Source organism: Pseudomonas sp. PS1(2021) (genome assembly GCF_020405165.1).
Taxonomy (GTDB): Bacteria; Pseudomonadota; Gammaproteobacteria; order Pseudomonadales; family Pseudomonadaceae; genus Pseudomonas; species Pseudomonas aeruginosa.
Window position 1 is genome coordinate 5,891,846 of record NZ_CP084484.1, and the last position, 26,550, is coordinate 5,918,395.

The 26,550-nt window shown below is 65.8% G+C and carries 25 protein-coding genes; 12 read left to right on the forward strand and 13 right to left on the reverse strand.

Going from position 1 to position 26,550, the window contains the following annotated elements:
• Positions 1-705: 705 nt before the first annotated feature.
• A complete protein-coding gene (locus LE197_RS28025) occupies positions 706-1,173 on the reverse strand; it encodes an inhibitor of vertebrate lysozyme family protein (RefSeq protein ID WP_003096958.1) in 468 nt (155 codons plus the stop codon).
• Positions 1,174-1,194: 21 nt separating this feature from the next.
• Positions 1,195-1,356, reverse strand: coding sequence for a DUF1328 domain-containing protein (locus LE197_RS28030; RefSeq protein ID WP_003096961.1), 162 nt, complete (start codon positions 1,354-1,356; stop codon positions 1,195-1,197).
• Between the two features lie 476 nt (positions 1,357-1,832).
• Between LE197_RS28030 and algB the strand changes: the two genes are divergently transcribed.
• On the forward strand, positions 1,833-3,182 hold the full coding sequence (algB, locus tag LE197_RS28035; RefSeq protein WP_003096964.1) for a sigma-54-dependent response regulator transcription factor AlgB: 1,350 nt from the start codon (positions 1,833-1,835) through the stop codon (positions 3,180-3,182).
• Positions 3,179-4,966, forward strand: a complete 1,788-nt coding sequence (locus LE197_RS28040) for a KinB sensor domain-containing domain (RefSeq protein ID WP_003122332.1) — start codon at positions 3,179-3,181, stop codon at positions 4,964-4,966. The genes algB and LE197_RS28040 overlap by 4 nt, the downstream gene beginning before the upstream one ends.
• Before the next feature lie 34 nt (positions 4,967-5,000).
• On the opposite strand, the gene ampDh2 is transcribed toward LE197_RS28040, so the two are convergent.
• The 7 genes from ampDh2 to LE197_RS28075 form a co-directional block, all read right to left on the reverse strand.
• Positions 5,001-5,780, reverse strand: a complete 780-nt coding sequence (gene ampDh2, locus LE197_RS28045) for an N-acetylmuramoyl-L-alanine amidase AmpDh2 (RefSeq protein ID WP_003096970.1) — start codon at positions 5,778-5,780, stop codon at positions 5,001-5,003.
• A gap of 27 nt (positions 5,781-5,807) precedes the next feature.
• A complete protein-coding gene (locus LE197_RS28050; protein ID WP_003102836.1) occupies positions 5,808-6,401 on the reverse strand; it encodes a MarC family protein in 594 nt (197 codons plus the stop codon).
• Between the two features lie 117 nt (positions 6,402-6,518).
• The gene (gene dgcP / locus LE197_RS28055) at positions 6,519-8,534 is read right to left on the reverse strand and encodes a diguanylate cyclase DgcP (RefSeq protein ID WP_017148697.1); all 2,016 of its coding nucleotides are present in this window, start codon (positions 8,532-8,534) and stop codon (positions 6,519-6,521) included.
• Positions 8,531-9,409 carry an endonuclease/exonuclease/phosphatase family protein gene (locus tag LE197_RS28060; RefSeq protein WP_003096975.1) on the reverse strand — a complete coding sequence of 293 codons (879 nt, stop codon included), beginning with the start codon at positions 9,407-9,409 and terminating at the stop codon, positions 8,531-8,533. Before LE197_RS28060 ends, dgcP begins: the two co-directional genes overlap by 4 nt.
• A 15-nt stretch (positions 9,410-9,424) precedes the next feature.
• The gene (gene dsbA / locus LE197_RS28065) at positions 9,425-10,060 is read right to left on the reverse strand and encodes a thiol:disulfide interchange protein DsbA (RefSeq protein WP_003096976.1); all 636 of its coding nucleotides are present in this window, start codon (positions 10,058-10,060) and stop codon (positions 9,425-9,427) included.
• Between the two features lie 167 nt (positions 10,061-10,227).
• Positions 10,228-10,833, reverse strand: coding sequence for a c-type cytochrome (locus tag LE197_RS28070; protein WP_003102831.1), 606 nt, complete (start codon positions 10,831-10,833; stop codon positions 10,228-10,230).
• A 45-nt stretch (positions 10,834-10,878) separates the two neighbouring features.
• Positions 10,879-11,172, reverse strand: coding sequence for a c-type cytochrome (locus tag LE197_RS28075; RefSeq protein ID WP_003096979.1), 294 nt, complete (start codon positions 11,170-11,172; stop codon positions 10,879-10,881).
• A 183-nt stretch (positions 11,173-11,355) separates the two neighbouring features.
• Between LE197_RS28075 and yihA the strand changes: the two genes are divergently transcribed.
• The gene (gene yihA / locus LE197_RS28080) at positions 11,356-12,003 is read left to right on the forward strand and encodes a ribosome biogenesis GTP-binding protein YihA/YsxC (protein ID WP_023089770.1); all 648 of its coding nucleotides are present in this window, start codon (positions 11,356-11,358) and stop codon (positions 12,001-12,003) included.
• 263 nt (positions 12,004-12,266) lie between these two features.
• Here the strand turns inward: yihA and polA are convergent, their stop codons facing one another.
• A complete protein-coding gene (gene polA, locus LE197_RS28085) occupies positions 12,267-15,008 on the reverse strand; it encodes a DNA polymerase I (protein WP_226033771.1) in 2,742 nt (913 codons plus the stop codon).
• Between the two features lie 77 nt (positions 15,009-15,085).
• On the opposite strand from polA, the gene LE197_RS28090 reads away from it, so the two are divergent.
• Both LE197_RS28090 and LE197_RS28095 read left to right on the forward strand, forming a co-directional pair.
• The gene (locus tag LE197_RS28090; protein WP_003096984.1) at positions 15,086-15,376 is read left to right on the forward strand and encodes a DUF2782 domain-containing protein; all 291 of its coding nucleotides are present in this window, start codon (positions 15,086-15,088) and stop codon (positions 15,374-15,376) included.
• A 33-nt stretch (positions 15,377-15,409) separates the two neighbouring features.
• Positions 15,410-16,360, forward strand: coding sequence for a homoserine kinase (locus LE197_RS28095; RefSeq protein ID WP_003102827.1), 951 nt, complete (start codon positions 15,410-15,412; stop codon positions 16,358-16,360).
• A gap of 397 nt (positions 16,361-16,757) precedes the next feature.
• Here LE197_RS28095 and LE197_RS28100 read toward each other — a convergent pair whose 3' ends face one another.
• The 3 genes from LE197_RS28100 to LE197_RS28110 all read right to left on the reverse strand — a co-directional run bounded on the left by LE197_RS28100 (position 16,758) and on the right by LE197_RS28110 (position 20,701).
• Positions 16,758-17,447 carry an NrdJb gene (locus LE197_RS28100; protein ID WP_196752369.1) on the reverse strand — a complete coding sequence of 230 codons (690 nt, stop codon included), beginning with the start codon at positions 17,445-17,447 and terminating at the stop codon, positions 16,758-16,760.
• Between the two features lie 16 nt (positions 17,448-17,463).
• Complete coding sequence (locus tag LE197_RS28105) at positions 17,464-19,668, reverse strand: adenosylcobalamin-dependent ribonucleoside-diphosphate reductase (RefSeq protein ID WP_003122328.1); 2,205 nt, start codon at positions 19,666-19,668, stop codon at positions 17,464-17,466.
• A 109-nt stretch (positions 19,669-19,777) separates the two neighbouring features.
• On the reverse strand, positions 19,778-20,701 hold the full coding sequence (locus LE197_RS28110) for a zinc ABC transporter substrate-binding protein (protein ID WP_003096990.1): 924 nt from the start codon (positions 20,699-20,701) through the stop codon (positions 19,778-19,780).
• A gap of 69 nt (positions 20,702-20,770) precedes the next feature.
• On the opposite strand from LE197_RS28110, the gene zur reads away from it, so the two are divergent.
• The 7 genes from zur (at position 20,771) to LE197_RS28145 (ending at position 26,444) form a co-directional block, all read left to right on the forward strand.
• Positions 20,771-21,274, forward strand: coding sequence for a zinc uptake transcriptional repressor Zur (gene zur / locus LE197_RS28115; protein WP_003096992.1), 504 nt, complete (start codon positions 20,771-20,773; stop codon positions 21,272-21,274).
• Entirely contained in the window at positions 21,274-22,083 is an 810-nt protein-coding gene (znuC, locus tag LE197_RS28120; RefSeq protein ID WP_003099732.1) for a zinc ABC transporter ATP-binding protein ZnuC, read from the forward strand. The genes zur and znuC overlap by 1 nt, the downstream gene beginning before the upstream one ends.
• A complete protein-coding gene (znuB, locus tag LE197_RS28125; RefSeq protein WP_003096998.1) occupies positions 22,076-22,864 on the forward strand; it encodes a zinc ABC transporter permease subunit ZnuB in 789 nt (262 codons plus the stop codon). Before znuC ends, znuB begins: the two co-directional genes overlap by 8 nt.
• Positions 22,865-22,905: 41 nt before the next feature.
• A complete protein-coding gene (locus tag LE197_RS28130; protein ID WP_003122325.1) occupies positions 22,906-23,694 on the forward strand; it encodes a PA5502 family lipoprotein in 789 nt (262 codons plus the stop codon).
• Between the two features lie 206 nt (positions 23,695-23,900).
• Positions 23,901-24,908 carry a methionine ABC transporter ATP-binding protein gene (locus tag LE197_RS28135; RefSeq protein ID WP_003097002.1) on the forward strand — a complete coding sequence of 336 codons (1,008 nt, stop codon included), beginning with the start codon at positions 23,901-23,903 and terminating at the stop codon, positions 24,906-24,908.
• The gene (locus LE197_RS28140) at positions 24,908-25,585 is read left to right on the forward strand and encodes a methionine ABC transporter permease (RefSeq protein WP_003097004.1); all 678 of its coding nucleotides are present in this window, start codon (positions 24,908-24,910) and stop codon (positions 25,583-25,585) included. Before LE197_RS28135 ends, LE197_RS28140 begins: the two co-directional genes overlap by 1 nt.
• A 76-nt stretch (positions 25,586-25,661) precedes the next feature.
• Positions 25,662-26,444, forward strand: a complete 783-nt coding sequence (locus LE197_RS28145) for a MetQ/NlpA family ABC transporter substrate-binding protein (protein WP_003097007.1) — start codon at positions 25,662-25,664, stop codon at positions 26,442-26,444.
• The last annotated feature ends 106 nt before the right edge of the window (positions 26,445-26,550 follow it).

The following is a 26,550-nucleotide window of genomic DNA, read 5'->3' on the forward strand; positions in this document are numbered from 1 at the left end:
CACCCTTAATTCTTGTGGAAGTCGGGAGTCGCTCCAACGGGAGAGTCGCTCCCGACAGGCGAAAGGGCGCAATGATTCATGCGCTCCCCTACCCCGTCTAATGCCGTAAGTGACTGCCCCATGCCGAATCGGCATGAGAAATCACTAATGAAACGTCCGTCCCACAGGAGATTGCCCTTGATTTTCGTACAAGAACAGGGAGCGGAAGGCACTCCGTGCAAGGCCCGGGAGCCTCGTGCCCATCCTGGGAAGTTGAAAGTCGCTCATCATCGCTGCGATGGATGGTCGCAGGACACGCAAGGCCGTCCGGCACGCCATCGCCGGCTGTGGATAAGCGGCATTCTGTGGATAACCGCGCGGTAAAGCCCTTCTGGGAGGGCGCCTCGGAACGCGCGGGCGGTCGATTGTAAAACGACTCCGCCATCCACAGGCATTGATCGATATCAGGGAAGTTCGCGGAGTATCGCTGCGGAAGCCGACGCTCCGCCGGACGGCGGAGCATCGTACCCCTTCTATATATAGAAGCGCGCCGGAAGGCAGCGAGACATCGGTGGCTCCCCTCCGGCGCGTTTTCGCCTGGCCCGACCCCGAAGGAGGTACTCCCTGTACCCCTGGAACCCGCCGGATCGACCTCACCCAGCGCATCCCGGTCCCCTGGCCATGCCCCGCTGCGGGCGGGGCGGTGTCACGCAAGCCCGTTCCGCCTCAGTACCAGTTCGGATCGGCCTTGAGTTGTTCGTCGAGGATCTTCTGTACCGCCGGCTCCGGCTTGCCCAGCCAGCGGAAGCTGGCGTGCTTGCTCGGCGACTTGTCCTGCGGCAGCCCTTCGGGCACCTGCACGTAGAGCCCGTAGGCATGGCTCTTGTCCCAATCGAAGGCGACCAGCAGGCGCTGGCCCTTGCAATCGGACTTCTCGCAGAGACCGCCAACCAGATACTTGTCGCCCTGGTCGTCGACGGCATGCATCGGTGTAGCGGTTCCCGAGAGATTCATCACCCAGTCGGGCAAGCGGCTCTCGTCTTCCACCAGGTTCTGCCAGGCCTCGCGGTATCCGGCATCGGTGCTCTGCAATTCGTTCAAGCGGTATTCACCGTCCCTGTCGGCCGCCACCGCCAGCGAACTGGCGGCGGCACCGAGCAGCAGTGCGTTCATCAGGTTACGCATGAGTCGCATCGCTTTCTCCTTGGCATCCGGCTAGCCGCGACGGCGTCCGAAGAAGAACGAGACCACGAAGAGCACCAGGAACAGCACGAAGAGGATCTTCGCGATTCCGGTGGCGGCACCTGCGATGCCACCAAACCCGAGGACGGCAGCGATGATGGCGATGATCAGAAAGGTGATAGCCCAACTAAGCATGATGTTTTCTCCTGTGTGCCTTCGGAACTGTCGGTACCGCCTCGGGGCCGGGCCCATCGGGGTAGCGAACCGGCCTGTGTCCATTTTTTCTTCAGGGAGACCGTGACTACCTCATTGCACGCCCCATGCCAGCCTTTCTGAAAAATAAAAATACTTTTAATTCAATAAGTTATAAAACAACCCAGGTAGTCTGCGCAGTTCATCCTGCACGACGCGACAAATTATTCCGGGCGTTTTGCACGATCGGCGCGGTACGCTGTCACATGCAACAGGGAAGCGACCCGGCACCTGCTACCCGGAGCCATCCGTGGAGCCGCCACGGCTTCCCGAAAACCCAAGAACAGCAACATCGGCAGGTTGCACGCCGCCCTGGCCGCCCGGATGGGCGGCGGGGCGCTCTGCAACTTGCATGGGCTTTCCGGGGACTAACCCAGAAGCCGAATGGCAGTGAATTCCCTAGAGGATAAAAAGCAACGATGGAAACCACTTCCGAAAAACAGGGGCGCATCCTGCTGGTCGATGACGAGTCGGCGATCCTGCGCACTTTCCGTTATTGCCTCGAAGACGAAGGCTACAGCGTGGCCACCGCCAGCAGCGCGCCGCAGGCGGAGGCCCTGTTGCAGCGCCAGGTATTCGACCTGTGCTTCCTCGACCTGCGCCTGGGCGAAGACAACGGGCTCGACGTTCTCGCCCAGATGCGCGTCCAGGCGCCATGGATGCGCGTGGTGATCGTCACCGCGCATTCGGCGGTGGATACCGCGGTCGACGCCATGCAGGCCGGCGCGGTGGATTACCTGGTCAAGCCCTGCAGCCCGGACCAACTGCGCCTGGCCGCCGCCAAGCAACTGGAGGTGCGCCAACTGACCGCGCGCCTGGAGGCCCTGGAGGACGAAGTGCGCCGCCAGGGCGACGGCCTGGAATCGCACAGCCCGGCCATGGCCGCGGTACTGGAGACCGCGCGCCAGGTCGCGGCGACCGACGCCAACATCCTCATCCTCGGCGAATCCGGCTCCGGCAAGGGCGAACTGGCACGCGCCATCCACACCTGGAGCAAACGCGCGAAGAAGCCCCAGGTCACCATCAACTGCCCGTCGCTGACCGCCGAACTGATGGAAAGCGAACTGTTCGGGCACAGTCGCGGCGCCTTCACCGGTGCCACCGAAAGCACCCTGGGCAGGGTCAGCCAGGCTGACGGCGGCACCCTGTTCCTCGACGAGATCGGCGACTTCCCGCTGACCTTGCAACCCAAGCTGCTGCGCTTCATCCAGGACAAGGAATACGAACGCGTCGGCGATCCGGTGACCCGCCGCGCCGACGTGCGCATCCTTGCCGCGACCAACCGCGACCTGGGCGCGATGGTCGCCCAGGGCCAGTTCCGCGAGGACCTGCTCTACCGCCTCAACGTGATCGTGCTCAACCTGCCTCCCCTGCGCGAACGCGCCGAGGATATCCTCGGCCTGGCCGAACGTTTCCTCGCCCGCTTCGTCAAGGACTACGGCCGCCCCGCCCGCGGCTTCAGCGAAGCCGCCCGCGAGGCCATGCGGCAATACCCCTGGCCGGGCAACGTACGCGAGCTACGCAACGTGATCGAACGCGCCAGCATCATCTGCAACCAGGAACGGGTGGATGTCGACCACCTCGGTTTCAGCGCTGCGCAATCTGCCAGCAGCGCGCCGCGGATCGGCGAATCGCTGAGCCTGGAAGACCTGGAGAAAGCCCATATCACGGCGGTGATGGCCTCCAGCGCGACCCTCGACCAGGCCGCCAAGACCCTCGGTATCGATGCCTCGACCCTGTACCGGAAGCGCAAGCAGTACGGCCTATGAGCATGCCGCTGCCGATGAAGCTCCGGACCCGGTTGTTCCTCAGCATTTCCGCGCTGATCACCGTCTCGCTGTTCGGCCTGTTGCTCGGGTTGTTCAGCGTGATGCAGCTCGGCCGCGCTCAGGAGCAACGGATGTCGCACCACCACGCGACCATCGAGGTGAGCCAGCAGTTGCGCCAGCTGCTCGGCGACCAGTTGGTCATACTGCTCCGCGAAAAACCCGACGGGCAGGCCCTGGAGCGCTCGCAGAACGATTTCCGACGGGTCCTGGAACAGGGTCGGGCGAATACCGTCGACGGCGCCGAGCAGGCCGCCCTGGATGGCGTTCGCGACGCCTACCTGCAACTGCAGGCGCACACCCCGGCGCTGCTCAAGGCGCCCATGGCCGACAACGACGGCTTCAGCGAAGCCTTCAATACCCTGCGCCTACGCCTGCAGGACCTGCAGCAACTGGCGCTGGCCGGCATCAGCGACGCCGAGACCAGCGCCCGCCACCGAGCCTACCTGGTCGCCGGCCTGCTTGGCCTGGTGGGCGTCGCCATCCTGCTGATCGGTTTCGTCACCGCCCACAGCATCGCCCGGCGCTTCGGCGCACCGATCGAAACCCTGGCGCGGGCGGCGGACAGGATCGGCGAAGGCGATTTCGACGTGACCCTGCCGATGACCAACGTCGCCGAGGTCGGCCAGTTGACCCGGCGTTTCGGCCTGATGGCCGAGGCCCTGCGGCAGTATCGCAAGACCAGCGTCGAAGAGGTGCTTTCCGGCGAGCGGCGCCTGCAGGCGGTACTCGACAGCATCGACGACGGCCTGGTGATCTTCGACAACCAGGGACGCATCGAACACGCCAACCCGGTCGCGATCCGCCAGCTGTTCGTCTCCAACGACCCCCATGGCAAGCGGATCGACGAAATACTCAGCGATGTCGATGTCCAGGAGGCGGTGGAAAAGGCCCTGCTCGGCGAAGTCCAGGACGAGGCGATGCCCGACCTGGTGGTGGACGTCGCCGGCGAGTCGCGCCTGCTGGCCTGGTCGCTGTATCCGGTCACCCATCCCGGCGGGCATAGCGTCGGCGCGGTGCTGGTGGTCCGCGACGTGACCGAGCAGCGCGCCTTCGAACGGGTCCGCAGCGAATTCGTCCTGCGCGCCTCCCACGAACTGCGTACGCCGGTGACCGGCATGCAGATGGCCTTCAGCCTGCTCCGCGAACGCCTGGACTTCCCCGCGGAGTCACGGGAAGCGGACCTGATCCAGACGGTGGACGAAGAGATGTCGCGGCTGGTCCTGCTGATCAACGACCTGTTGAACTTCTCGCGCTACCAGACCGGCATGCAGAAGCTCGAACTGGCTTCCTGCGACCTCGTCGACCTGCTCACCCAGGCGCAGCAGCGTTTCATTCCCAAGGGCGAGGCCCGCCGGGTCTCGCTGCAACTGGAGCTGGGCGATGAGCTGCCGCGCCTGCAGCTCGATCGCCTGCAGATCGAGCGGGTGATCGACAACCTGCTGGAAAACGCCCTGCGCCATAGCAGCGAAGGCGGGCAGATCCACCTGCAGGCCCGGCGCCAGGGCGACCGGGTGCTGATCGCGGTGGAAGACAATGGCGAAGGCATTCCCTTCAGCCAGCAAGGACGGATCTTCGAGCCTTTCGTCCAGGTCGGACGCAAGAAGGGCGGCGCCGGCCTCGGCCTGGCGCTGTGCAAGGAAATCATCCAGCTGCATGGCGGGCGCATCGCGGTGCGCTCGCAACCGGGCCAGGGCGCGCGCTTCTACATGCTGCTGCCGGTGTGACCGGGGCCGCTCCCGGCAGGCTTTTCCACAGGCCTCAGGAAGTCGGCACCGCCAGCAGCAGGGCGGCGGTTTCCAGGTCCGGCTCGCCATCGAAGCGAGCCGGACGGTATTTCATCTGGAAAGCGCCGATGACGTCGCGGGTGTCCTTCTCCAGCTCGCCGGTCTGCGGCACCAGGTAACCGTGCCGCGCCAACTGCTGCTGGAACCAGCGCACATCCGGCAGCTGGCCGTTCAGTTCGGCGAGCCGGCGCGCCAATTCGCCGGGCTTCGGCCAGGGCACCAGGCCGGCGTCGGCGAGGCGCTTCCAGGGGAACAGCGGACCCGGATCGACCTTGCGGCCCGGCGCGATATCGCTGTGTCCGATGATCCGGTCCGGGGTGATGCCGTGGCGCTTGGCGATGTCCTTCAGCAGGGGGATCAGCGCCTGGATCTGCGCTTCGCTGAACGGATACCAGACCCGCCCCTGGGGTGTATCGCGATAGCCCTGGTTGACGATCTCGATGCCGATCGAGGTGGCGTTCAGCCAGGTCCGGCCCTGCCATTCACTGACCCCGGCGTGCCAGGCGCGGCGGTTCTCATCCACCAGGCGGTAGACGGTGGCCGGCTCGTCGTCGCCGATCAGGTAGTGCGCGCTGACGCCGCCGTGGGTGAGGATGCCCAGCGAATGCGGCAGATCGGTGGAGGTGTAGTGGAGGACGATGAACTGGACGCGGCTGTCCTGGTTCGCCGAGGTGTAGTCGGTGTTCAGGCGCGGGCCGCTGGAGCAGCCGGCCAGCAGCGACAGGGTGAAAGCCAGTAGAACGAACGAACGCATGATGACTCCGAAAGATAGGCAGCGTGGTCAGGCGGCGATGTGCAACACGCTGCGCAGGTTGTCCAACAGCATATCGACGCTGAGCATGATCAGCAGCATGCCGGCCAGCCGCTCGATGGCGGTCAGCCCGCGCGGGCCGAGGAAACGCTGGAGGAACGCCGCCTGCAGCAGGATCAGCGCAGTAGCGGCCCAGGCCAGCACCACCGCCAGGTAAAGCTCCCACAGCGGACCGTCGAAGGTGGTGCGCAGGGTGATCAGCATCGCCAGCGCCGAGGGCCCGGCCACCGCCGGGGTGGCCAGGGGTACCAGCAGCGGCTCGCCGTCGGGCACTTCGCCGAGCAGCCCTTGGGGCGACGGGAAGATCAGGCGCATGGCGATCACGAACAGGATGATGCCACCCGCGATCCCGGTCGCCTCGCGGGACAGGCCGAGGCCGCTGAGGATGTGCTCGCCGAGGGTGAGGAAGAGCAGCAGCAGGCCCAGGGCGAAGGCCAGCTCGCGAAACGCCACGCGCAGGCGGCGCCCAGGTGCGACGCCTTTCAGCGCGGCGAGGAACACGGCGATGTTGCCGAAGGGGTCGGTGACCAGAAAGATCAGGACGGCGACGCCGAACATATCCATGGGAGTTTCCAGAGCGGGACAGCCGGTCATTCTACCGGGCGGGACCATTCTAGCGAGCCGCGGCAACACCTGCAGGCGAGCCCGTCCCGAGTCGTCGGAATGTGCGCTGGTCGCCCTTCAGGCCACTTCCAGGCGGTCCCGGCCGGCGCGCTTGGCTCGATACAGCGCCTGGTCGGCACGCTCGAAAACCGCTTCGCCGGCCTCGTTGCCTTCGAACGCGGTGATGCCGGCGGAACAGGTGATGCTCAGGGGCTCGCCCTTGAAATGGAACGGACAGGCGGCGATCGCCGCGCGCAGCCGTTCGAGCAGTTGCCGGCCGGCTTCCAGGGACGTGGCCGGGAGCAGGACGACGAACTCCTCGCCGCCGAAACGGGCGATGAAATCGGCCTGCCGCAACCGTTTGCGCAATTCGCCGGCAATGATCTTCAGCACCTTGTCCCCGGCCAGGTGGCCGAAGTCGTCGTTGATCCGCTTGAAGTGGTCGATGTCCAGCACCGCCAGCAGCAGATCGCCGCCGTCCCGGTGCCGGCGCGTCACTTCCTGTTCCAGGCGCTCGCTGAGCGCCGCGCGGTTGGGCAGGCCGGTCAGCGGATCGGTCAGGGCTTTCTGTCGCTGGTCCTCCAGGTGGCTGTGGAACGCCTTGGCATCCTGCTCCATGCTGTTGACCCGCTCCATCAGCGCCTGCAGGCGGCCGGACACCTCCTGTTCGTGCTCGGCCTGTTCGCGCTGGTGTTCGTCCATGGAGGCAAGCAGGCCGTTCAGCCGGCTGTCCACCGCCAGCTTGAGGCTGTTCAGGTCGGTCGCCTGCTGCACGCTGGCCTGCAGGCCACTGACCTGCTCACGCAGCGATTGGTCGAAGCCGCGCGCGTTGTCCAGCACGTCGGTATAGCCGGCGTGGGCGTCGCCCAGGTGGCCGAGGAAGCTTTCCAGGCGCTCGTTGAGTTGCCGCAGGTATTCCTCGAAGTCGCGCTGGCCACTGTCCGCCAGGGACAGCACCAGCACCGCCAGGTCGTCGAGTACCGGCACCAGCTCATACCAGTTCAGGCTGCCATCGATCCGCTCCCGCAGCGCCTCGGCCTGGGGCTGGTGGCTGCTCGGCAGGGACAGACCGTCGAGCAGCCGCAGCAGGCTGGCCTCGATGTGCGGCGCCACCGCGCTGTAGCCGGGCTCCGGTATCGGCGGCGGCAGTTCGTAGGCCTCGTCTACCGCCTGCCCGTCGAGGTTATCCACAGGAGTGGCCGGAGCTTCGGGCGCGCTTTCAACGTCCGCCGGCATTGCGGGCGACGGCTCCGCACCCGCTTCTTCCAGCGTCTCGCTAAAGCTCAGGCCGGCCGGTAGCGGCAGGCTGTCGAGCCAGATTTCCCGGGGCTCATCCAGCAGGATCTGGTTCGGCTCGCCACGCTCGGCGACCCCGACCCAACCCGCTGGCGCGCTTTCGATGGCGGCGACCGTGCGGGCGGGCAACGGCTGCGGCGGACCGCCTGGCGCCTCGTCGTGCTCGGCGACCGGCAGGGACGGCGCGGCCGCCGCCGGTTGGATCGGTGTATTGCTTGCCGCCACAACGGACGGCACCGATGCGCTCGGCTCCGCGGTGGTTTCCGACTCCTTGCCGCCGAACAGGCGTTGCAACAGGCTCGGGCGACCGTCTTCGGCATCGCCGCCCTTGCGCTCGGCCAGCGCCTGGCGTTGCAGCCTGCTCAGCTCGCTGAGCAGGATCGGAATCTCGCGCGACTGCCGGGCGCGCTCCTCGATATCGCGGGCGAACTGCTTCAGCGGCTTGCGCAGTTCCCGCGGCAGGTCCAGGGCCAGCAACTGCTGGGCCAGTTCGCCGAGAGCATCGATGTTCTGCTGGGTGCGTTGCTGGCGGCGCTGTTCGGAGTCGAGCACGGCCTTTTCCAGGCGCGGAATCAGGCCCGACAGGCCGGCGTCCATGTCGTCGCGACGGAGGATCTCGCGCAGCTCCTTCATGCACTGGTCGACCGCCTTGTCGCTGCCTTCGGCCGCCAGACTGCTACGCACCAGGCCGCGACGCAGCAGGTCGATCCGGGCATCCCAGCGCCGTTGCAGGCGCTCCTGCTGCTCGATGTTCTCCAGGTACTTGTCTTTCCAGCGCTGGACGTCGTCGCGACTCATGGCGGACTCCCGGCATCCCCGCGCACGACCAAGGCCTTGTCGCGCAAGTTGTCCGGCAGGCGAATCTCCACCGATACCGGCAGATGGTCGGAGATCGGCTGGTCGAGCACGTCGACCCGCTCGAGAGCGAGATCGGAACTGAGCAGGATGTGATCGAGATTGCGCTGCGGCCGCCAGCTGGGAAACGTCGCCTCGACCTGCGGCGCCATCAGGCCGAGGTCGCGCAGGGGCGAGTTTTCCAGAAGATCGACGGCGTGGGTGTTCATGTCGCCCATCAGCACCTGGTGGCGGTAGTCGCCGATCAGCTCGCGGATATAGGCGAGCTGGCGGGTGCGGGTGCGAGCGCCGAGAGCGAGATGCATCATCACTACCACCAGCGCGTCGGCGCCTTCGCCAAAGCGCACGAAGATCGCACCGCGTCCCGGCGGACCGGGCAACGGATGATCTTCCAGCAGGGTCGGCCGCCAGCGGCTGAGCAGGCCGTTGCTGTGCTGGGCGATACGCCCGAGGTTGCGGTTGAGCTGCTGGTACCAGTAGGGGAACGCCCCCAACTGGGCCAAGTGCTCGACCTGATTGACGTAGCCGGAACGCAGGCTGCCGCCGTCGGCTTCCTGGAGGGCGACGAGGTCGTAGTCGGCGAGCAGTTCGCCGATCCGCTTCAGGTTGGTCGCCCGCCCCGCGTGGGGCAGCAGGTGCTGCCAACCGCGGGTCAGGTAGTGGCGGTAGCGCTCGGTGCTGATACCGACCTGGATGTTGAAGCTGAGAAGGCGCAGGCGGCCGTCGTCGGGCAGCTCCCGCGAATCGTCACAGGAGGGGTTCACTCGCGGGTCGCAGCTACCTGCGACCCGAGGTTCACGCTGCCAGCGGCGCAACATGCCGAATCACCTTGCCTACTTCTTGGCCGCTGCGCGCTCTTTCTCGATCAGGTAGTCGGCCAGCTTGAGGGTTTCCTCCGGACCACCGGCGGAGCCGATGTCGAAGCGGTATTTGCCATTGACCACCATGGTCGGTACGCCGGTGACCTGGTAGGCCATCGCCAGCTTCTTGGCCTTTTCCATCTGGCCCTTGATGGCAAAGGAATTATAGGTGCTCAGGAATTTTTCCTTGTCCACGCCCTTGCCGGCGAGGAAATCGGCCATTTCTTCCGGAGTGGCGAGCTTCTTGTGCTCCTTGTGGATCGCCTCGAACACGGCGTTGTGTACGTCATGCTCGACACCCATGCTTTCCAGGGTCAGGAACATCTGCCCATGGACGTTCCAGATACCGCCGAACAGGGCAGGCAGGCGCACGAAATGGACATCTGCCGGCAGCTTCTCGCTCCACGGCACGATGGTCGGCTCGAACGCGTAGCAATGCGGGCAGCCATACCAGAACAGTTCCACCACTTCGATCTTGCCCGGCTGGGACACCGGCACCGGGCTGCTCAGCTCGACGTATTCCTTGCCGGCGGTATAGTCGTCGGCCTGGGCGGCCATGCCGAACAGGCTGGCCATGGCCAGCATGGCGGTGAGAATCAGGTTACGCATCGTTCACTCCTAGGCGAGGTCAGTGCCGCTCTCCGGCCGGGTTCGGCCCGGTCAGTTCGACCGGGGGGAGCGGTCACGGGTTCCAGCATTGTAGCGATGGCGGACGCAAAAAAGGGCAGCCGAGGCCACCCTTTTTCATACATCTTTTTTGCCGTGCTACGCAGCGATCAGTGCAGACCCTGGATGTAGCTGGAAATCGCGGCGATGTCCTTGTTCGACAGCTTGGCGGCGATGGACTGCATGATCTTGGTGTCGCCGTCGTTGGTGCGGGTGCCTTCGCGGAAGTCGGTCAGCTGCTTGGCCACGTAGGTCGCGTGCTGGCCGCCCAGGTGCGGGAAACCGGCGGTTGCGATGCCGACGCCGCTCGGGGAATGGCAACCGGTGCAGGCCGGCATGCCTTCAGCGATCTTGCCGCCGCGGAACAGCGCTTCGCCCTGGGCCACCAGGTTCGGATCGGCCATGCCGACGCTCATCTTCTGGCTGGCGAAGTAGGCGGCGATGTCGGCCAGGTCCTGGTCGCTGAGGTTGGTCAGCAGCCCGGTCATTTCCAGCACGGTACGCTTGCCGTCCTTGATGTCATGCATCTGCTTGAGCAGGTAACGCTCGCCCTGGCCGGCCAGTTTCGGGAAGTTCGGCGCCGGGCTGTTGCCATCCGCACCGTGACAGGCGCCGCACACCGCGGCTTTCGCCTGGCCCGCGGCGGCATCGCCAGCGGCATGGGCAAGGCCGGTCAGACCCAGGGTCAACAGCAGACTCACGAGAAGTTTGTTCATCAGCTAATCCAATTACGGCTAAGGGTGAAAGATAGTGGGCTTCGGCTACTTCTTCACCATCCACTGGATGGTTGCCTGGTAGTCTTCGGCACTGCAGTCGGTGCACAGGCCGCGGGGCGGCATGGCGTTGAATCCGTTGGTCACATGCTGGACCAGGGTCGGCATGCCCTTGGCCAGCCGCGGCTCCCAGGCGGCATGGTCGCCCTTTTTCGGCGCCATCGGCAGCTGGCCGTCGTGACACGCGCCACAGGTCCGGTTGAACACTGCTTCCGGGTCCTGCGCCGCCTGCGCCGTAACGGCCACCGCAACGACTGTCGCTGCGAGCAGCAGTTTCTTCATGATCGTCCTCATCAGGGGGAACGCCCGCGTTCTACCGCGCGGAAAATGCTCTGTCCGTTCCCGCGCGCGCTCGACCCTGGGGGATAAAGCGCACACAAAATCCGCGGCATTATATACTTCCGATACCGAAACGGAAACGAAACAGCCCCCCGCGACACCGAGTCGCACCCCTGTGGATAACCCATGTCAGAGAAGAACCCCATCGTCGGCCTGTGCCAGAAGGCCAGCTTTCTCATCAGTGCCGCCCAGGTCGACCAGTGCCCCCCCGACGAAGGCCTGGAAGTCGCTTTCGCCGGGCGCTCCAATGCCGGCAAGTCGAGCGCGCTGAACACCCTCACTCACGCCAACCTGGCGCGCACCTCGAAAACCCCGGGACGTACCCAACTGCTCAATTTCTTCGCCCTGGACGACTCGCGGCGCCTGGTGGACCTGCCCGGCTACGGCTACGCGAAGGTGCCGATCCCCCTGAAGCAGCACTGGCAGCGCCACCTGGAAGCCTACCTGAGCAGCCGCGCAAGCCTGACCGGGGTGTTCCTGATGATGGACATCCGCCACCCGCTCACCGACTTCGACCGACTGATGCTGGATTGGGCCCAGGCCAGCCAGCTACCGATCCATGTACTGATGACCAAGGCCGACAAGCTGGCCTTCGGCGCGGCCAAGAACGCCCTGCTCAAGGTACGCCGGGAAGTCCAGCAAGGCTGGGGCGACGTCGCCACCCTGCAACTATTCTCCGCGCCCAAGCGCCAGGGCGTCGACGAGGCGCAAATGGTCCTGGCGCAATGGCTGGGCCTGCTGGACGAGGAACAAGAGGCGTTCGAGGAAGCCTGAATTCCAGGCAAAAAAAACCCCGAGCTTCGTATGGGGAGGGGGAAGTTCGGGGTTCAAGTCCGGACCGCTAGGGCGGGGTCCAGGAATCTGCCAACACTAAACACTGCAAAGGAGCATCGAAGGGCTCAAGAAGCCATTCGTGTGTTCTGACTGTCGGCAAAACGGGAAAGTTCAGCGCACCGCGAAAAACTTTTCCACGGCACCCTCACCGGGCACTCCGGACCTGCTCGCAAGGCCCGCCACACGGGCCTCGCAACCGTTCATCAGTGGGCTTCGTCCCAGTTCGAACCGACACCCGCCTCGACCACCAGCGGTACGTCCAGGGTCGCCGCTCCGCTCATCAGCGGGCGGATTCCCTCGCACACCTGCTCGACCAGCTCCTCGCGCACTTCCAGCACCAGTTCGTCGTGCACCTGGAGGATCACCCGGGCATCGAGGCCGCTTTCCTGCAGCCAGTTATCCACAGCGACCATGGCGCGCTTCATGATGTCCGCCGCGGTGCCCTGCATCGGCGCGTTGATCGCGGTGCGCTCGGCGGCCTTGCGCATGGCGCCGTTCTTCGAATGGATCTCCGGCAGGTACAGGCGACGGCCGAACAGGGTTTCGACGAAGCCCTGCTCCGCGGCCTGGGCGCGGGTCCGTTCCATGTACGCCAGGACGCCGGGGTAGCGGGCGAAGTAACGGTCGATGTAGGCCTGGGCCTCCTTGCGCTCGACGCCGATCTGCTTGGCCAGGCCGAAGGCGCTCATGCCGTAGATCAATCCGAAGTTGATCGCCTTGGCGCTGCGTCGCTGGTCGCCGCTGACGTCTTCCAGCGGCACGCCGAAGACTTCCGCCGCGGTGGCGCGGTGTACGTCCAGGTCGTGGCGGAAGGCATCCAGCAGGCCATCGTCCTTGGCCAGGTGGGCCATGATCCGCAGCTCGATCTGCGAGTAGTCCGCGGCCAATAGCTTGTAGCCCTGCGGCGCGACGAACGCCTGGCGGATGCGCCGGCTCTCCGCGGTACGGATCGGGATGTTCTGCAGGTTCGGGTCGCTCGACGACAGCCGCCCGGTAGCCGCCACCGCCTGGTGGTATGAGGTATGGATGCGTCCGGTACGCGGGTTGATCTGCTCGGGCAGGCGGTCGGTGTAGGTGCTCTTGAGCTTGCTCATGGAGCGGTACTGCATGATCACCTTGGGCAGCTCGAAGTCCTGCTCGGCCAGTTCGGCGAGCACTGCCTCGGCGGTGGACGGCTGGCCGGTCGCGGTCTTGCTCAGAACCGGCAGGCCGAGCTTGTCGTAGAGGATCGCGCCGAGCTGCTTGGGCGAGCCGAGGTTGAATTCCTGCCCTGCCAGGTCGTATGCCTGGCGCTCCAGGGCGACCATCTTCTCGCCCAGTTCGCGGCTCTGGATGCCCAGCAGGTTGGCGTCGACCAGCGCGCCGTTGCGCTCGATCCGCGCCAGCACCGGTACCAACGGCATCTCGATGTCGGTCAGGACCCTGGCCAGGGACGGGATCGCCTCCAGCTTCTGCCACAGGGCCTGGTGCAGGCGCAGGGTCACGTCGGCGTCCTCCGCTGCATAGGGCCCGGCCTGTTCGATGGCGATCTGGTCGAAGGTCAGTTGCTTGGCGCCCTTGCCGGCGATGTCCTCGAAACGGATGGTGCTGTGGCCGAGGTACTTCAGGGCCAGGCTGTCCATGTCGTGGCGAGTGGCGGTGGAGTCCAGCACATAGGACTCGAGCATGGTGTCGTAGGCTACGCCCCGCAGCGCGATGGGGGTGCTGGCATTGGCCAGGACATTGATGTCGTACTTGGCATGCTGGCCGACCTTGAGCTTCTTCGGATCCTCCAGCAGCGGTTTCAACGCACGCAGCACCGCGTCACGGTCCAGTTGCTCGGGAACGCCCATGTAGCTGTGGGCCAGCGGCACGTAGGCGGCCTCGCCCTCCTTCACGGCGAAGGACACCCCCACCACCTGCGCCTGCTGGGCGTCGATGCTGGTGGTCTCGGTATCGAAGGCGATCAGCTCGGCCTCCTCCAGCTTCTTCAGCCAGGCGTCGAATCCGGCCTGGTCGAGCACCACGTCGTAGTCGACCTCGGCCTGGATAGGCGTTTCCGCCTCGCCGTTCTCGCCGGCCTCCTTGGCCTCGCGCAGGAGGTCGTCCAGCCAGTTCTTGAACTCCAGCTCGCGGTACAGGGCGATCAGCGCTTCGCGCTGCGGCTCGCCGGGATACAGCTTGTCGATCTCCACGTCCAGTTCGACGTCGGTCTTGATGGTCGCCAGTTGATAGGACAGGAACGCCTGCTCGCGATTTTCCTCGAGCTTCGCCGGCAAGCCCTTGGCGCCGCGGATCGGTAGCTCGGGCACCTTGTCCAGGCTGGCGTAGAGCACCTCCAGGCCGCCACCGACACCGGTCAGCAGGCCCAGCGCGGTTTTCTCGCCGACACCCGGAACGCCGGGGATGTTGTCGACCTTGTCGCCCATCAGGGCGAGGAAATCGATGATCAGCTCAGGACCGACGCCGAATTTCTCTTTCACGCCATCCACGTCGAGGCGGCTACCGGTCATGGTGTTGACCAGCGTAATGTGCCCGTCGACCAGTTGCGCCATGTCCTTGTCGCCGGTGGAAATCACCACCGGGCGGTCAGCCGCGGCGCTGCTGCGCGCCAGGGTGCCGATCACGTCGTCGGCCTCGACCCCCTCCACGCACAGCAGCGGCAGGCCGAGGGCGCGGACGCTGGCATGCAGCGGCTCGACCTGGACCCGCAGGTCGTCGGGCATCGACGGCCGGTTGGCCTTGTACTCGGCGAACAGCTCGTCGCGGAAGGTCGGGCCCTTGGCGTCGAAGACCACCGCGAACGGGCTGTCCGGGTACTGCTTGCGCAGGCTCAGGAGCATGTTCAGCACGCCCTTCACCGCACCGGTGGGCTTGCCGGTCGAGGTGGTCAGCGGCGGCAGGGCATGGAAGGCGCGGTACAGGTACGAGGAACCGTCCACCAGGACGAGGGGCGCTTGGCTCATGAGGGGAATCAACCTTTTCCGGAGACCAGGGCGTGTAGAATGAACCCTGGACGATTCGATAAAGGAGCAAGGTTACCATGCGTACGCTGAACCGCTTGATGCTCGCCGGACTGCTGGCGTTCGCCCCGCTCGTCGCGATGGCGGCGGACGACGACGCGCCCTCCGGCGAGCCCGACGTAACCATCCGCCAGGAGGGCGACAAGACCATCCAGGAATACCGCGTGAATGGCTTCCTCTACGCCATCAAGGTGGTTCCCAAGCATGGCAAACCCTATTTCCTGGTCCGCGCCGACGGCAGCGATGGCAACTTCATTCGCTCCGACCAGCCGGACAAGCTGATTCCACAATGGGAGATCTTCAGCTGGTGATGTGCATTTCCAACCTGGCGAGGCCGCGCTGACATGTCGGTGTTCACCCCACTCGAACGCTCGACCCTGGAAGCCTTCCTCGCCCCCTACGACCTGGGCCGCCTGCGGGATTTCCGTGGCATCGCCGAAGGCTCCGAGAACAGCAACTTCTTCGTCAGCCTGGAACACGGCGAGTTCGTCCTGACCCTGGTCGAGCGCGGCCCGGTGCAGGACCTGCCGTTCTTCATCGAACTGCTCGACGTGCTCCACGAGGACGGCCTGCCGGTGCCCTACGCCCTGCGCACCCGCGACGGCGAGGCCCTGCGCCGTCTCGAAGGCAAGCCGGCGCTGCTGCAACCGCGCCTGGCCGGCCGCCACGAGCGGCAGCCGAACGCCCACCACTGCCAGGAAGTGGGCGATCTGCTCGGCCACCTTCACGCCGCCACCCGCGGGCGCATCCTCGAACGCCCGAGCGACCGTGGCCTGCCCTGGATGCTGGAACAAGGTGCCAACCTCGCCCCGCGACTACCGGAACAGGCCCGCGCCCTGCTCGCCCCGGCCCTGGCGGAGATCGCCGCGCTGGATGCCGAGCGTCCAGCGCTGCCGCGCGCCAACCTGCATGCCGACCTGTTCCGCGACAACGTGCTGTTCGACGGCCCGCACCTGGCCGGCCTGATCGACTTCTACAACGCCTGCTCCGGCTGGATGCTCTACGACCTGGCGATCACCCTGAACGACTGGTGCTCCAATACCGACGGCAGCCTGGACCCGGCCCGCGCCCGCGCCCTGCTCGCCGCCTACGCCAACCGCCGGCCGTTCACCGCGCTGGAAGCCGAGCACTGGCCGAGCATGCTGCGGGTCGCCTGCGTGCGCTTCTGGCTGTCGCGACTGATCGCCGCCGAGGCGTTCGCCGGACAGGACGTGCTGATCCATGATCCGGCGGAGTTCGAGATGCGCCTGGCGCAACGGCAGAACGTGGAGATTCATTTGCCGTTTGCGTTGTAGGCAGGAACCACAGGAGCACGGCCGTCCTGCGGCCGTTCGCCCTTCAAAAACCATGCGGTTCGGCGTCTTGGAGTGAGGCCGAGCCGACATCCTGTCGAGGCTTCGTCGTTCAGCCCACCCCCGGCCCGGCCATCCTGGCCGGTCGTTCGCCCTTCAAAACGCATGCGGTTCGGCGTCTTGGGTGAGGCCGAGCCGACATCCTGTCGAGGCCTCGTCGTTCAGCCAACCCCCGGCCCGGCCATCCTGGCCGGTCGTTCGCCCTTCAAAACGCATGCGGTTCGGCGTCTTGGGTAAGGCCGAGCTGACATCCTGTCGAGGCTTCGTCGTTCAGCCCACCCCCGGCCCGGCCATCCTGGCCGGTCGTTCGCATTGAAAAACGCATGCGTTTTTCAAGTGCTCACCCACATTTCGAGTGTCCGCAGTTGAGGCAGGTGGCGCAGCCGTCCATATGTACCACCGCCATGCTGTTGCACTTGCCGCACAGTTGCGCGCCGGCGGGGAAGCCTTCGCCCGGCTCGACCTTGCTGGTGCCCTGGGCGGCCTCGTAGGCGGCGCGTTTTTCCGCGAGGAAAAGGCGCTGTTCCTCGTCCAGTTCAGGGCCACGCAACAAGCCGATGGCCGTCAGGTGGCGCTCCAGCACGCCGCCGATCTCGGCGACGATGGAAGGCATGTAGATGCCGCCTTTCTTCAGGTAGCCCCCGCGCGGGTCGAATACCGCCTTGAGCTCCTCGACAAGGAAGGTACAGTCGCCGCCCTTGCGGAAAACCGCGGACATGATGCGGGTAAGTGCGACGATCCACTGGAAATGATCCATGTTCTTCGAGTTGATGAAGATCTCGAAGGGACGCCGCTGCTCGTGCGCCGTGCCCGCATTGAGGACCATGTCGTTGATGGTCACGTAGAGCGCGTGCTCGAACAGCGGCGACTTGATCTTGTAGGTGGCGCCGATCAGGGTATCCGGGCGCTCCAGGGTCTCGTCCATCTGCACCACCGACGCGGCTTCCGCGGCGGCGGCAAGGGCCTGCTCCTCGGCTTCGTTGACGACCTTGAAGCCCTTGATCTTCTGCGTGATCTTGACTGCTGACATATCGATTCCCCCGGCCTCAGTACTTGCCGTAATAGCCTTCTTTCAAGGCGTCGAAGAGGTTGGCGGCGGTATGGATCTCACCGTCGTACTCGACCTGCTCGTTGCCCTTGAACTCCACCACGCTGCCGTCCTCCAGTTCGAAGCGGTAGCGGGTCTTCTCCAGGTCGGACTCCTTGACCAGCACGCCCTGGAACGCCTCGGGATTGAAGCGGAAGGTGGTGCAGCCCTTGAGTCCCTGGTGCCAGGCGTAGCGGTAGATGTCCTTGAAGTCCTCGAACGGGTAGTCGGTGGGCACGTTGGCGGTCTTGGAGATCGACGAATCGACCCACTTCTGCGCCGCCGCCTGGATGTCCACGTGCTGCGCCGGGGTGACGCTGTCGGCGGTGATGAAGTAGTCCGGCAGGCGTCGCGCCGGGTCGTCGCTGTCCGGCAGGGCCTGGGCGTTGACCAGGGTCCGGTATGCCAGCAGCTCGTAGCTGTAGACCTCGACCTTTTCCTTGGTCTTGCGGCCTTCGCGGATAAGGTTGCGCGAATAATGGTGGGCGAAGCTCGGCTCGATACCGTTGGAGGCATTGTTGGCCAGGCTCAGGCTGATGGTCCCGGTCGGCGCGATGGAGCTGTGGTGGGTGAAGCGCGCGCCGGTTTCAGCCAACGCCTCGATCAGTTCCGGAGCATGTTCGGCGACCCGCTGCATGTAGCGGGAATACTTGGCGTGAAGCACGCTGCCGCGGATGCGGTCGCCGGCCTTATAGCCATCGGCGGCCATTTCCGGACGCTTGCGAAGCATTTCCGCAGTGACTTCGTAGTCCTGCGCCAGGATCGGCGCCGGGCCCTTCTCCCTGGCCAGCTCCAGGGCCACTTCCCAGCCCACCAGGGCCATTTCCCGCGCCACTTCCTCGGTGAATACGCAGGCCTCGGGACTGCCGTAGCGCAGCTTGAGCAGGGTCAGGGTCGAGCCCAGGCCGAGGAAGCCCATGCCATGCCGGCGCTTGCCAAGGATTTCCTGGCGTTGCTGTTCCAGCGGCAGGCCGTTGATTTCCACCACGTTGTCGAGCATCCGGGTAAACACCCGCACCACTTCGCGGAAACGGTCCCAGTCGAAGCGCGCCTCGTCGCCAAATGGCTGCTCGACGAAGCAGGTGAGGTTGACCGAGCCGAGCAGACACGAGCCGTACGGCGGCAGAGGCTGCTCGCCGCAGGGGTTGGTGGCGCGGATCGCCTCGCACCACCAGTTGTTGTTCAGTTCGTTGACCCGGTCGATGAGGATGAAGCCCGGCTCCGCATAGTCGTAGGTGGAGACCATGATCATGTCCCACAGGTGACGGGCGCGGACCTGGCCGTAGACCTTGCAGGCGACCAGCCCGTCGGCGCGCTGGACGTAGTCGTCCTGGATCGGCCATTCGCGCCAGACCACCGCGTTGGGGTCGTCGAGGTCGATCTCGTCGCGTTCCTTCACGTGCACCGGGAACACCAGCGGCCAGTCGGCGTCCTGTTCCACCGCCTGCATGAACTGGTCGGTGATCAGCAGGCTCAGGTTGAACTGGCGCAAGCGCCCGTCCTCGCGCTTGGCGCGGATGAATTCGCGGACGTCCGGGTGGCTGACATCGAAGGTGCCCATCTGCGCGCCGCGGCGGCCGCCGGCGGAGCTGACGGTGAAGCACATCTTGTCGTAGATGTCCATGAACGACAGCGGCCCGCTGGTGTAGGCACCGGCACCGGAAACGTAGGCGCCGCGCGGGCGCAGGGTGCTGAACTCATAGCCGATGCCGCAGCCGGCCTTGAGCGTCAGCCCGGCCTCGTGGACTTTCTCGAGGATGTTGTCCATGGAGTCCTGGATGGTCCCGGACACCGTGCAGTTGATGGTCGAGGTCGCCGGCTTGTGCCCCAGGGCGCCGGCGTTGGAGATGATCCGGCCGGCCGGGATGGCGCCGTTGCGCAGGGCCCAGAGGAAGCGCCCATACCAGTGTTCGCGGGAGGCCTTGTCCTCGACATCGGCGAGGGCGCGGGCGACGCGTTGCCAGGTACCGTCGACGCTGGCATCCACCGGCGTACCGTCCTTGCTCTTGAGCCGGTACTTCTTGTCCCAGATATCCTGCGACGCGTCCTGCAGGGCGATGGTCCCGCGTTCGGTGCGGGGACTGCGTGCGTCTGTCTTGGCCATCCGCTGATTAACCTCCCGATGGTTGTTGGGGCGTCCGAAGCCGGCCACCGTACGCAACATCTAGTTATCCGTACCTGACGGGAATCAATATCTTGTGTCAGGCAGCAACAGACAACCTTAGTCATCGGGACGCCGCGCGCAAGAGGGCGCGGCCATCAGTCACGGGTTTTCAGAGCTTTTCCAGACAGCCGGCAAATTCGCCTGCCAGGTTGTTCAGAAGATTCTCATAGCCGTTGGCGTCCACGCTCACGTTCACGCCCAGGTCGTCCAGTTCGGCCAGGCGCACCGGCAGGCCTTCGCTGAGGGTGTCGGCCAGCCGCGGTCGAAGCGGCGGCTCGCTGAAGATGCAGGCCGGACCGGCGGCCTTCAGCTGGGCGCGCATGGCGGCGACATGGCGTGCTCCCGGCTGGACCTCCGCGGATACCGCGAACACGCCGGTATGGCGCAGCCCATAGGCTTCCTCGAAATAGTCGAAGGCTTCGTGGAAGACGAAGAAAGGCTTGCCGGCAAGCTTGCCCAGGCGTTCGCGGAGTTTCCCGTCGAGCCCGCCGAGGCGCTCCTCAAAGGCCTTCAGGTTGGCCCGGTAGCGCCCGGCGTTGGCCGGGTCGACCTGGGCCAGGTCCTCGGCCATCCGCGCGGCGATGGTGCGGGCGTTGGCCGGCAACAGCCAGAGGTGGGCGTCGAGCATGCCGGGACGATGGTCATGGTCGTGCTCGTCGTGCCCGGCATGCTCCTCTTCCTCGAAATTGACGAACTTGCGCAGGTGCATGCCCGGCAGGTCCTGCACCGCGACGCTGGTGCCCTGGCGGCCGGCGAGCACCTTGGGCAGGAAGTTCTCCAGGTCCGGGCCGATCCAGTAGAACAATTGCACCTCGCGCAGCCGCCGTACGTCGGAAGGACGCAGGGCGTACTGGTGTGGCGAGGCGCCCGGCGGCAGCAGTACGTCCGGCTGGCCGACGCCGTCCTGGATGGCCGCAGCGACCAGTTGCAGCGGTTTGATGCTGGTCAGCACGCTGACCTCGGCGCGCGCCGGCGAAGCCAGCAGGAACAGGGCGAAGCAGGCGGACAGCAGGGCAAAGGGACGCAGGGTCACGGCGGCACTCACATGAAAGGTGGTTAGCGGGTAATATAATAACGTCTCTACCCTCGAGCGTCGCAGCCCATGTACAAGATTGCGCCCAAGACCCCGCTGGCCTGCCAGCCCCATGACCACAGCCAGTGCGTCAGCACCGCGCTGGCCGAGGCCGATGCGCTGTGCGCGCGCCAGGGCGTGCGCCTGACCGAACTGCGGCGGCGCGTGCTGGAACTGGTCTGGCAGAGCCACAAGCCGCTGGGGGCCTACGATATCCTCGCGGTGCTCAGCGAAACCGACGGCCGCCGCGCCGCGCCGCCGACCGTCTACCGCGCGCTGGACTTCCTCCAGGAGAACGGCCTGGTGCACCGCATCGCCTCGCTCAACGCATTCGTCGGCTGCAACAACCCGGAGCACAGCCACCAGGGCCAGTTCCTCATCTGCCGCACCTGCCACACCGCGATCGAGCTGGAACAGCCGGATATCAGCCGGGCCATCGTCGCCGGAGCGAACAGCGTCGGCTTCGCCGTGGAAAGCCAGACCGTCGAGGTGGTCGGCCTCTGCGGCACCTGCCGGGACCAGAAGGACGCCTGATGGACAACGCGCTGGTGCGGCTGACCCAGGTCGGCGTGTCCTTCAACGGCCAGGCGGTGCTGAGCGATGTCGACCTGGCCATCGAGCCCGGCCAGATCGTCACCCTGATCGGCCCCAACGGCGCCGGCAAGACCACCCTGGTACGCAGCGTGCTCGGCCTGCTCAAGCCGCACGTCGGCGAGGTCTGGCGACGGCCGCGGCTGACCATCGGCTACATGCCGCAGAAACTCCACGTCGACGCCACCCTGCCGCTCAGCGTACTGCGCTTCCTCCGCCTGGTACCCGGGGTCAGGCGCGAGCAGGCGCTGGCGGCGTTGCGCGAGGTCGGCGCGGCGCACGTGCTGGAGCGCCCGCTGCAAAGCATTTCCGGTGGCGAACTGCAACGCGTGCTGCTGGCCCGCGCCCTGCTGCGCAAGCCCGAGCTGCTGGTGCTCGACGAGCCGGTGCAGGGCGTCGACGTCGCCGGCCAGGCCGAACTCTACCGCCTCATCGGCAAACTGCGCGACCGCTACGGCTGCGGTGTGCTGATGGTCTCCCACGACCTGCACCTGGTGATGAGCGCCACCGACCAGGTGGTCTGCCTGAACCGCCATGTCTGCTGCTCAGGGCACCCCGAGCAGGTCAGCGGCGACCCGGCCTTCGTCGAGCTGTTCGGCCAGGACGCTCGCAGCCTGGCGATCTACCACCACCATCACGACCACGCCCACGACCTCCACGGCGAGGTGGTCAAGGCCGGTCCCGGCGCCTTGCCTCCAGGCACCCGCTTCACTCCTGTCCACAAGCACGGCCCCGACTGCAACCATGGCTGACTTCCTGCTCAACGCCCTCCTCGCCGGCCTCGCCCTGGCCCTGGTGGCTGGCCCCCTGGGCTCCTTCGTGGTCTGGCGGCGGATGGCCTATTTCGGCGATACCCTGTCCCACGCCGCACTGCTCGGGGTAGCCCTGGGTTTCCTCCTCGATGTCAGCCCGACCCTGGCTGTGACCGTCGGCTGCGTGCTGCTCGCAGTGCTGCTGGTGACCCTGCAGCAGCGCCAGCCGCTGGCCGCCGACACCCTGCTGGGCATCCTCGCCCACAGCACCCTGTCACTGGGCCTGGTCACCCTGAGCTTCATGAAGGAAGTGCGGGTCGACCTGATGGCTTACCTGTTCGGCGATCTGCTGGCGGTAAGCGCCAGCGACCTGCTGTGGATAATCGCCGGCAGCGCGCTGGTCCTGGCACTGATCTGCTTCCTCTGGCGGCCGCTGCTGGCGATCACCGTGCACGAGGAACTGGCGAAGGTGGAAGGCCTGCCGGTCGGAGCGATCCGCCTGGCGCTGATGTTGCTGATCGCCATCGTCATCGCCGTGGCGATGAAGATCGTCGGCGTACTGCTGATCACCTCGCTGCTGATCATTCCCGCCGCCGCCGCCCAGCGCCATGCCCGCAGTCCCGAGCAGATGGCGGTCGGCGCCAGCCTGCTGGGACTGGTCGCGGTGTGCGCCGGCCTGGCCCTGTCCTGGTTCAAGGATACCCCCGCCGGCCCCTCGATCGTGGTCAGCGCCGCCGGCCTGTTCCTGCTGAGTTTTGTCCTGCCACGCCGCACGGTGTAGAATCTGGCGATTTTTTGACCAAACGAGAACCCGCAGGAATGATGTCGTCCTTCTTTCGCCTGCTGTCCGTCCTGGCGGCGGCGCTGCTGGTCAGCGCCTGCCAGGGCAATGCGTCGTCGCAACCGACGCCGGTGGTCGCGCCCCAGGCGCAGCCCGCCGATCCCTACGCCGAACTGCAGCAAACCCTGGCCGCCGGCAAGCTCGAACAGGCCGAGCAACAATGGCTGGCCCTGCGCAGCGCAGCCGCCGGCGACGAGCGCGTCGAAGCGTTCCGCCGCCAGTTGGCCGAGGCCTACATGCAGCGCGGGGAAACCGCGCTGCGTCAAGGAGACCTCAACACCGCCACCAGCGCCCTCGGCCATGCCCGCGGACTGATGCCCAAAGCGCCGGCGCTGACCGCCGGGCTGGACGGTGCGATCAACCGCGCCAAGGTCGATCCCGCCCGCGCCGAGCAGGCCCGACGCATGCAGCAGGCGGCCCAGCAGCAGATGCAGCAGATCATCCAGACGCCGCCCGGCGGCGAGCTGAAGCCGCTACCCGGCGCTCCCCACCTGATCGATCCGCAAGCGGCCAGCAGCGCCGTGCCCCTGCCGATGCTCGACGGCACCGGCCAGGGCGGCCTCGGTGCGGTGCTCGACGCGGTGGCCGCGGATGTCGTCGCCTACCGTTGCAGGGTGCATATCGAAGTGCGCCGGGACAGCGACTATCCGCTGGTTTCCGACCAGCTCCTGGCGCGGGTGAAGAAGCTCTCACCCGATTTCGACCTGCATCTCAGCCATGTCGTACAGGCCGACAAGCCAACCCGATTGATACTTACCCCCCGGAATTGAGACCGGTCCTGCCCCGGCCGCAGCAGAAAGCGCTTGTCGGGAGCGCACCAGACGCTTATTCCATTTCAATGATTTTTCATCACCAATAAATATTAATAATGCATAAGAAAGCAAGGTAAAATGCTCGGTTTAGCTGACCGCCCATGCTTCCCGCCAAGCCCGTGCTCCAGCCGTAACAGCATCGCCGCACCCACAAGGTTCGCCCAGTGATCGAATTCCACGACGTCCACAAGACCTATCGAGTTGCCGGTCGGGAAATCCCCGCCTTGCAACCGACCCGCCTGAACATCCAGGCCGGGCAGATTTTCGGCCTGATCGGCCATTCCGGTGCCGGCAAGAGCACCCTGCTGCGCCTGATCAACCGCCTCGAGGAGCCCAGCGGCGGCCGCATCCTGGTCGAGGGCGAAGACGTCACCGCCCTCGACGCCGAAGGCCTGCGCCGTTTCCGCCAGCGCGTCGGGATGATCTTCCAGCACTTCAACCTGCTGTCCTCGAAGACCGTCGCCGACAACATCGCCATGCCCCTGCGCCTGGCCGGCGGCTTCAGCCGTGCCGAAGTCGATGCGCGGGTCTCCGAGCTGCTCGCGCGGGTCGGCCTGTCCGACCACGCGCGCAAGTATCCGGCCCAGCTCTCCGGCGGACAGAAACAGCGCGTCGGCATCGCTCGCGCCCTGGCCTGCCGGCCGAGCATCCTGCTCTGCGACGAGGCCACCAGCGCCCTCGATCCGCAGACCACCGCCTCGGTCCTGCAACTGCTGGCGGAAATCAATCGCGAGCTGAAGCTGACCATCGTCCTCATCACCCACGAGATGGACGTGATCCGCCGTGTCTGCGACCAGGTCGCGGTCATGGACGGCGGCGCCATCGTCGAGCAGGGCGATGTCGCCGATGTCTTCCTCCATCCGCAGCACCCGACCACCCGCCGCTTCGTGTTCGAGGCCGAACGAGTCGACGAGGACGAGCGCCACGACGATTTCGCCCACGTGCCGGGTCTCATCCTGCGCCTGACCTTCCGCGGCGAAGCCACCTATGCGCCGCTGCTGGGCACCGTGGCGCGGCAGACCGGGGTCGACTACAGCATCCTTTCCGGACGCATCGACCGCATCAAGGACACGCCCTACGGCCAGTTGACCCTGGCCCTGGTCGGCGGTGACCTGGAAGCCGCCATGAGCCAGTTGAACGCCGCTGACGTACATGTGGAGGTACTGCGCTGATGGACTTCTTCGAAACCATGAGCTTCGCCAACATCGACTGGTACGAAATCTGGCTGGCCAGCGTCGACACCTTCTGGATGCTCGGCGGTTCGCTGCTGTTCACAGTGGTCCTCGGCCTGCCCCTCGGCGTCCTGCTGTTCCTTACCGGGCCACGGCAGATGTTCGAGCAGAAGGCGGTCTACACCCTGCTCTCGCTAGTGGTGAACATCCTCCGTTCGTTGCCGTTCATCATCCTGCTGATCGTGATGATCCCGCTGACCGTACTGATCACCGGTACCTCGCTGGGCGTCGCCGGGGCCATCCCGCCGCTGGTGGTGGGTGCCACGCCGTTCTTCGCGCGCCTGGTGGAAACCGCGCTGCGCGAGGTCGACAAGGGCATCATCGAGGCAACCCAGGCGATGGGCGCCAGCACCCGGCAGATCATCTGGAACGCCCTGCTGCCGGAAGCCCGGCCGGGCATCATCGCCGCCATCACCGTCACCGCCATCACCCTGGTCTCGTACACCGCGATGGCCGGAGTGGTCGGCGCCGGCGGGCTGGGCGACCTGGCGATCCGCTTCGGCTATCAGCGCTTCCAGACCGACGTGATGGTGGTCACGGTGGTGATGCTGCTGATCCTCGTCCAGATTCTGCAAACCGTGGGCGACAAGCTGGTGGTGCACTTCTCGCGCAAGTAAGCTTGCCGGCCAAGCCCAAAACCCTGAGCGCCGCGGTTATCCACAGCCGCCAGGAACACCTCGAAAGGAGTTGAAGATGAAAAAACTGCTTGCTGCTTTCTCCGCTGTCGCGGCGCTCGGCCTCACCGCCGCCCAGGCCGCCGAGTCCCTCACCGTCGCGGCCACCCCGGTGCCGCACGCGGAGATCCTCAACGTGGTCAAGCCGCTGCTGGCCAAGGAAGGCGTGGACCTGAAGATCAAGGAGTTCACCGACTACGTGCAGCCGAACGTGCAGGTCTCGGAAAAGCGCCTGGACGCCAACTTCTTCCAGCACCAGCCGTACCTCGATGAGTTCAACAAGGCCAAGGGCACCGACCTGGTCGCCGTGACCGGCGTACACATCGAGCCGCTGGGCGCCTACTCGAGCAAGTACAAGAAGCTCGACGAACTGCCTTCCGGCGCTACCGTGGTGATTCCCAACGACGCCACCAACGGCGGCCGCGCCCTGCTCCTGCTGGACAAGGCCGGGGTGATCAAGCTCAAGGACAACAAGAGCATCACCGCCACGCCGAAGGACATCGTCGACAATCCGAAGAACATCAAGATCCGCGAACTGGAAGCCGCGACCCTGCCGCGCGTGCTGACCCAGGTCGACATGGCGCTGATCAATACCAACTACGCCCTGGAAGCCAAGCTGAACCCGACCAAGGATGCGCTGGCCATCGAAGGCAGCGACTCGCCCTACGTGAACATCCTCGTCGCGCGGCCGGACAACAAGGACAGCGACGCCATGCAGAAGCTGGCCAAGGCCCTGCACAGCGCCGAGGTCAAGCAGTTCATCCAGGAGAAATACAAAGGCGCGGTGGTACCGGCGTTCTGAGCCAAGCCGCGTAACCGCCCCTGGAAAAAGCCCGGTCTTCGACCGGGCTTTTTCGTTTCCGTCCCCGCCGTACGTCTGCCTGCCGTACCACAACAGAGGTCATTCG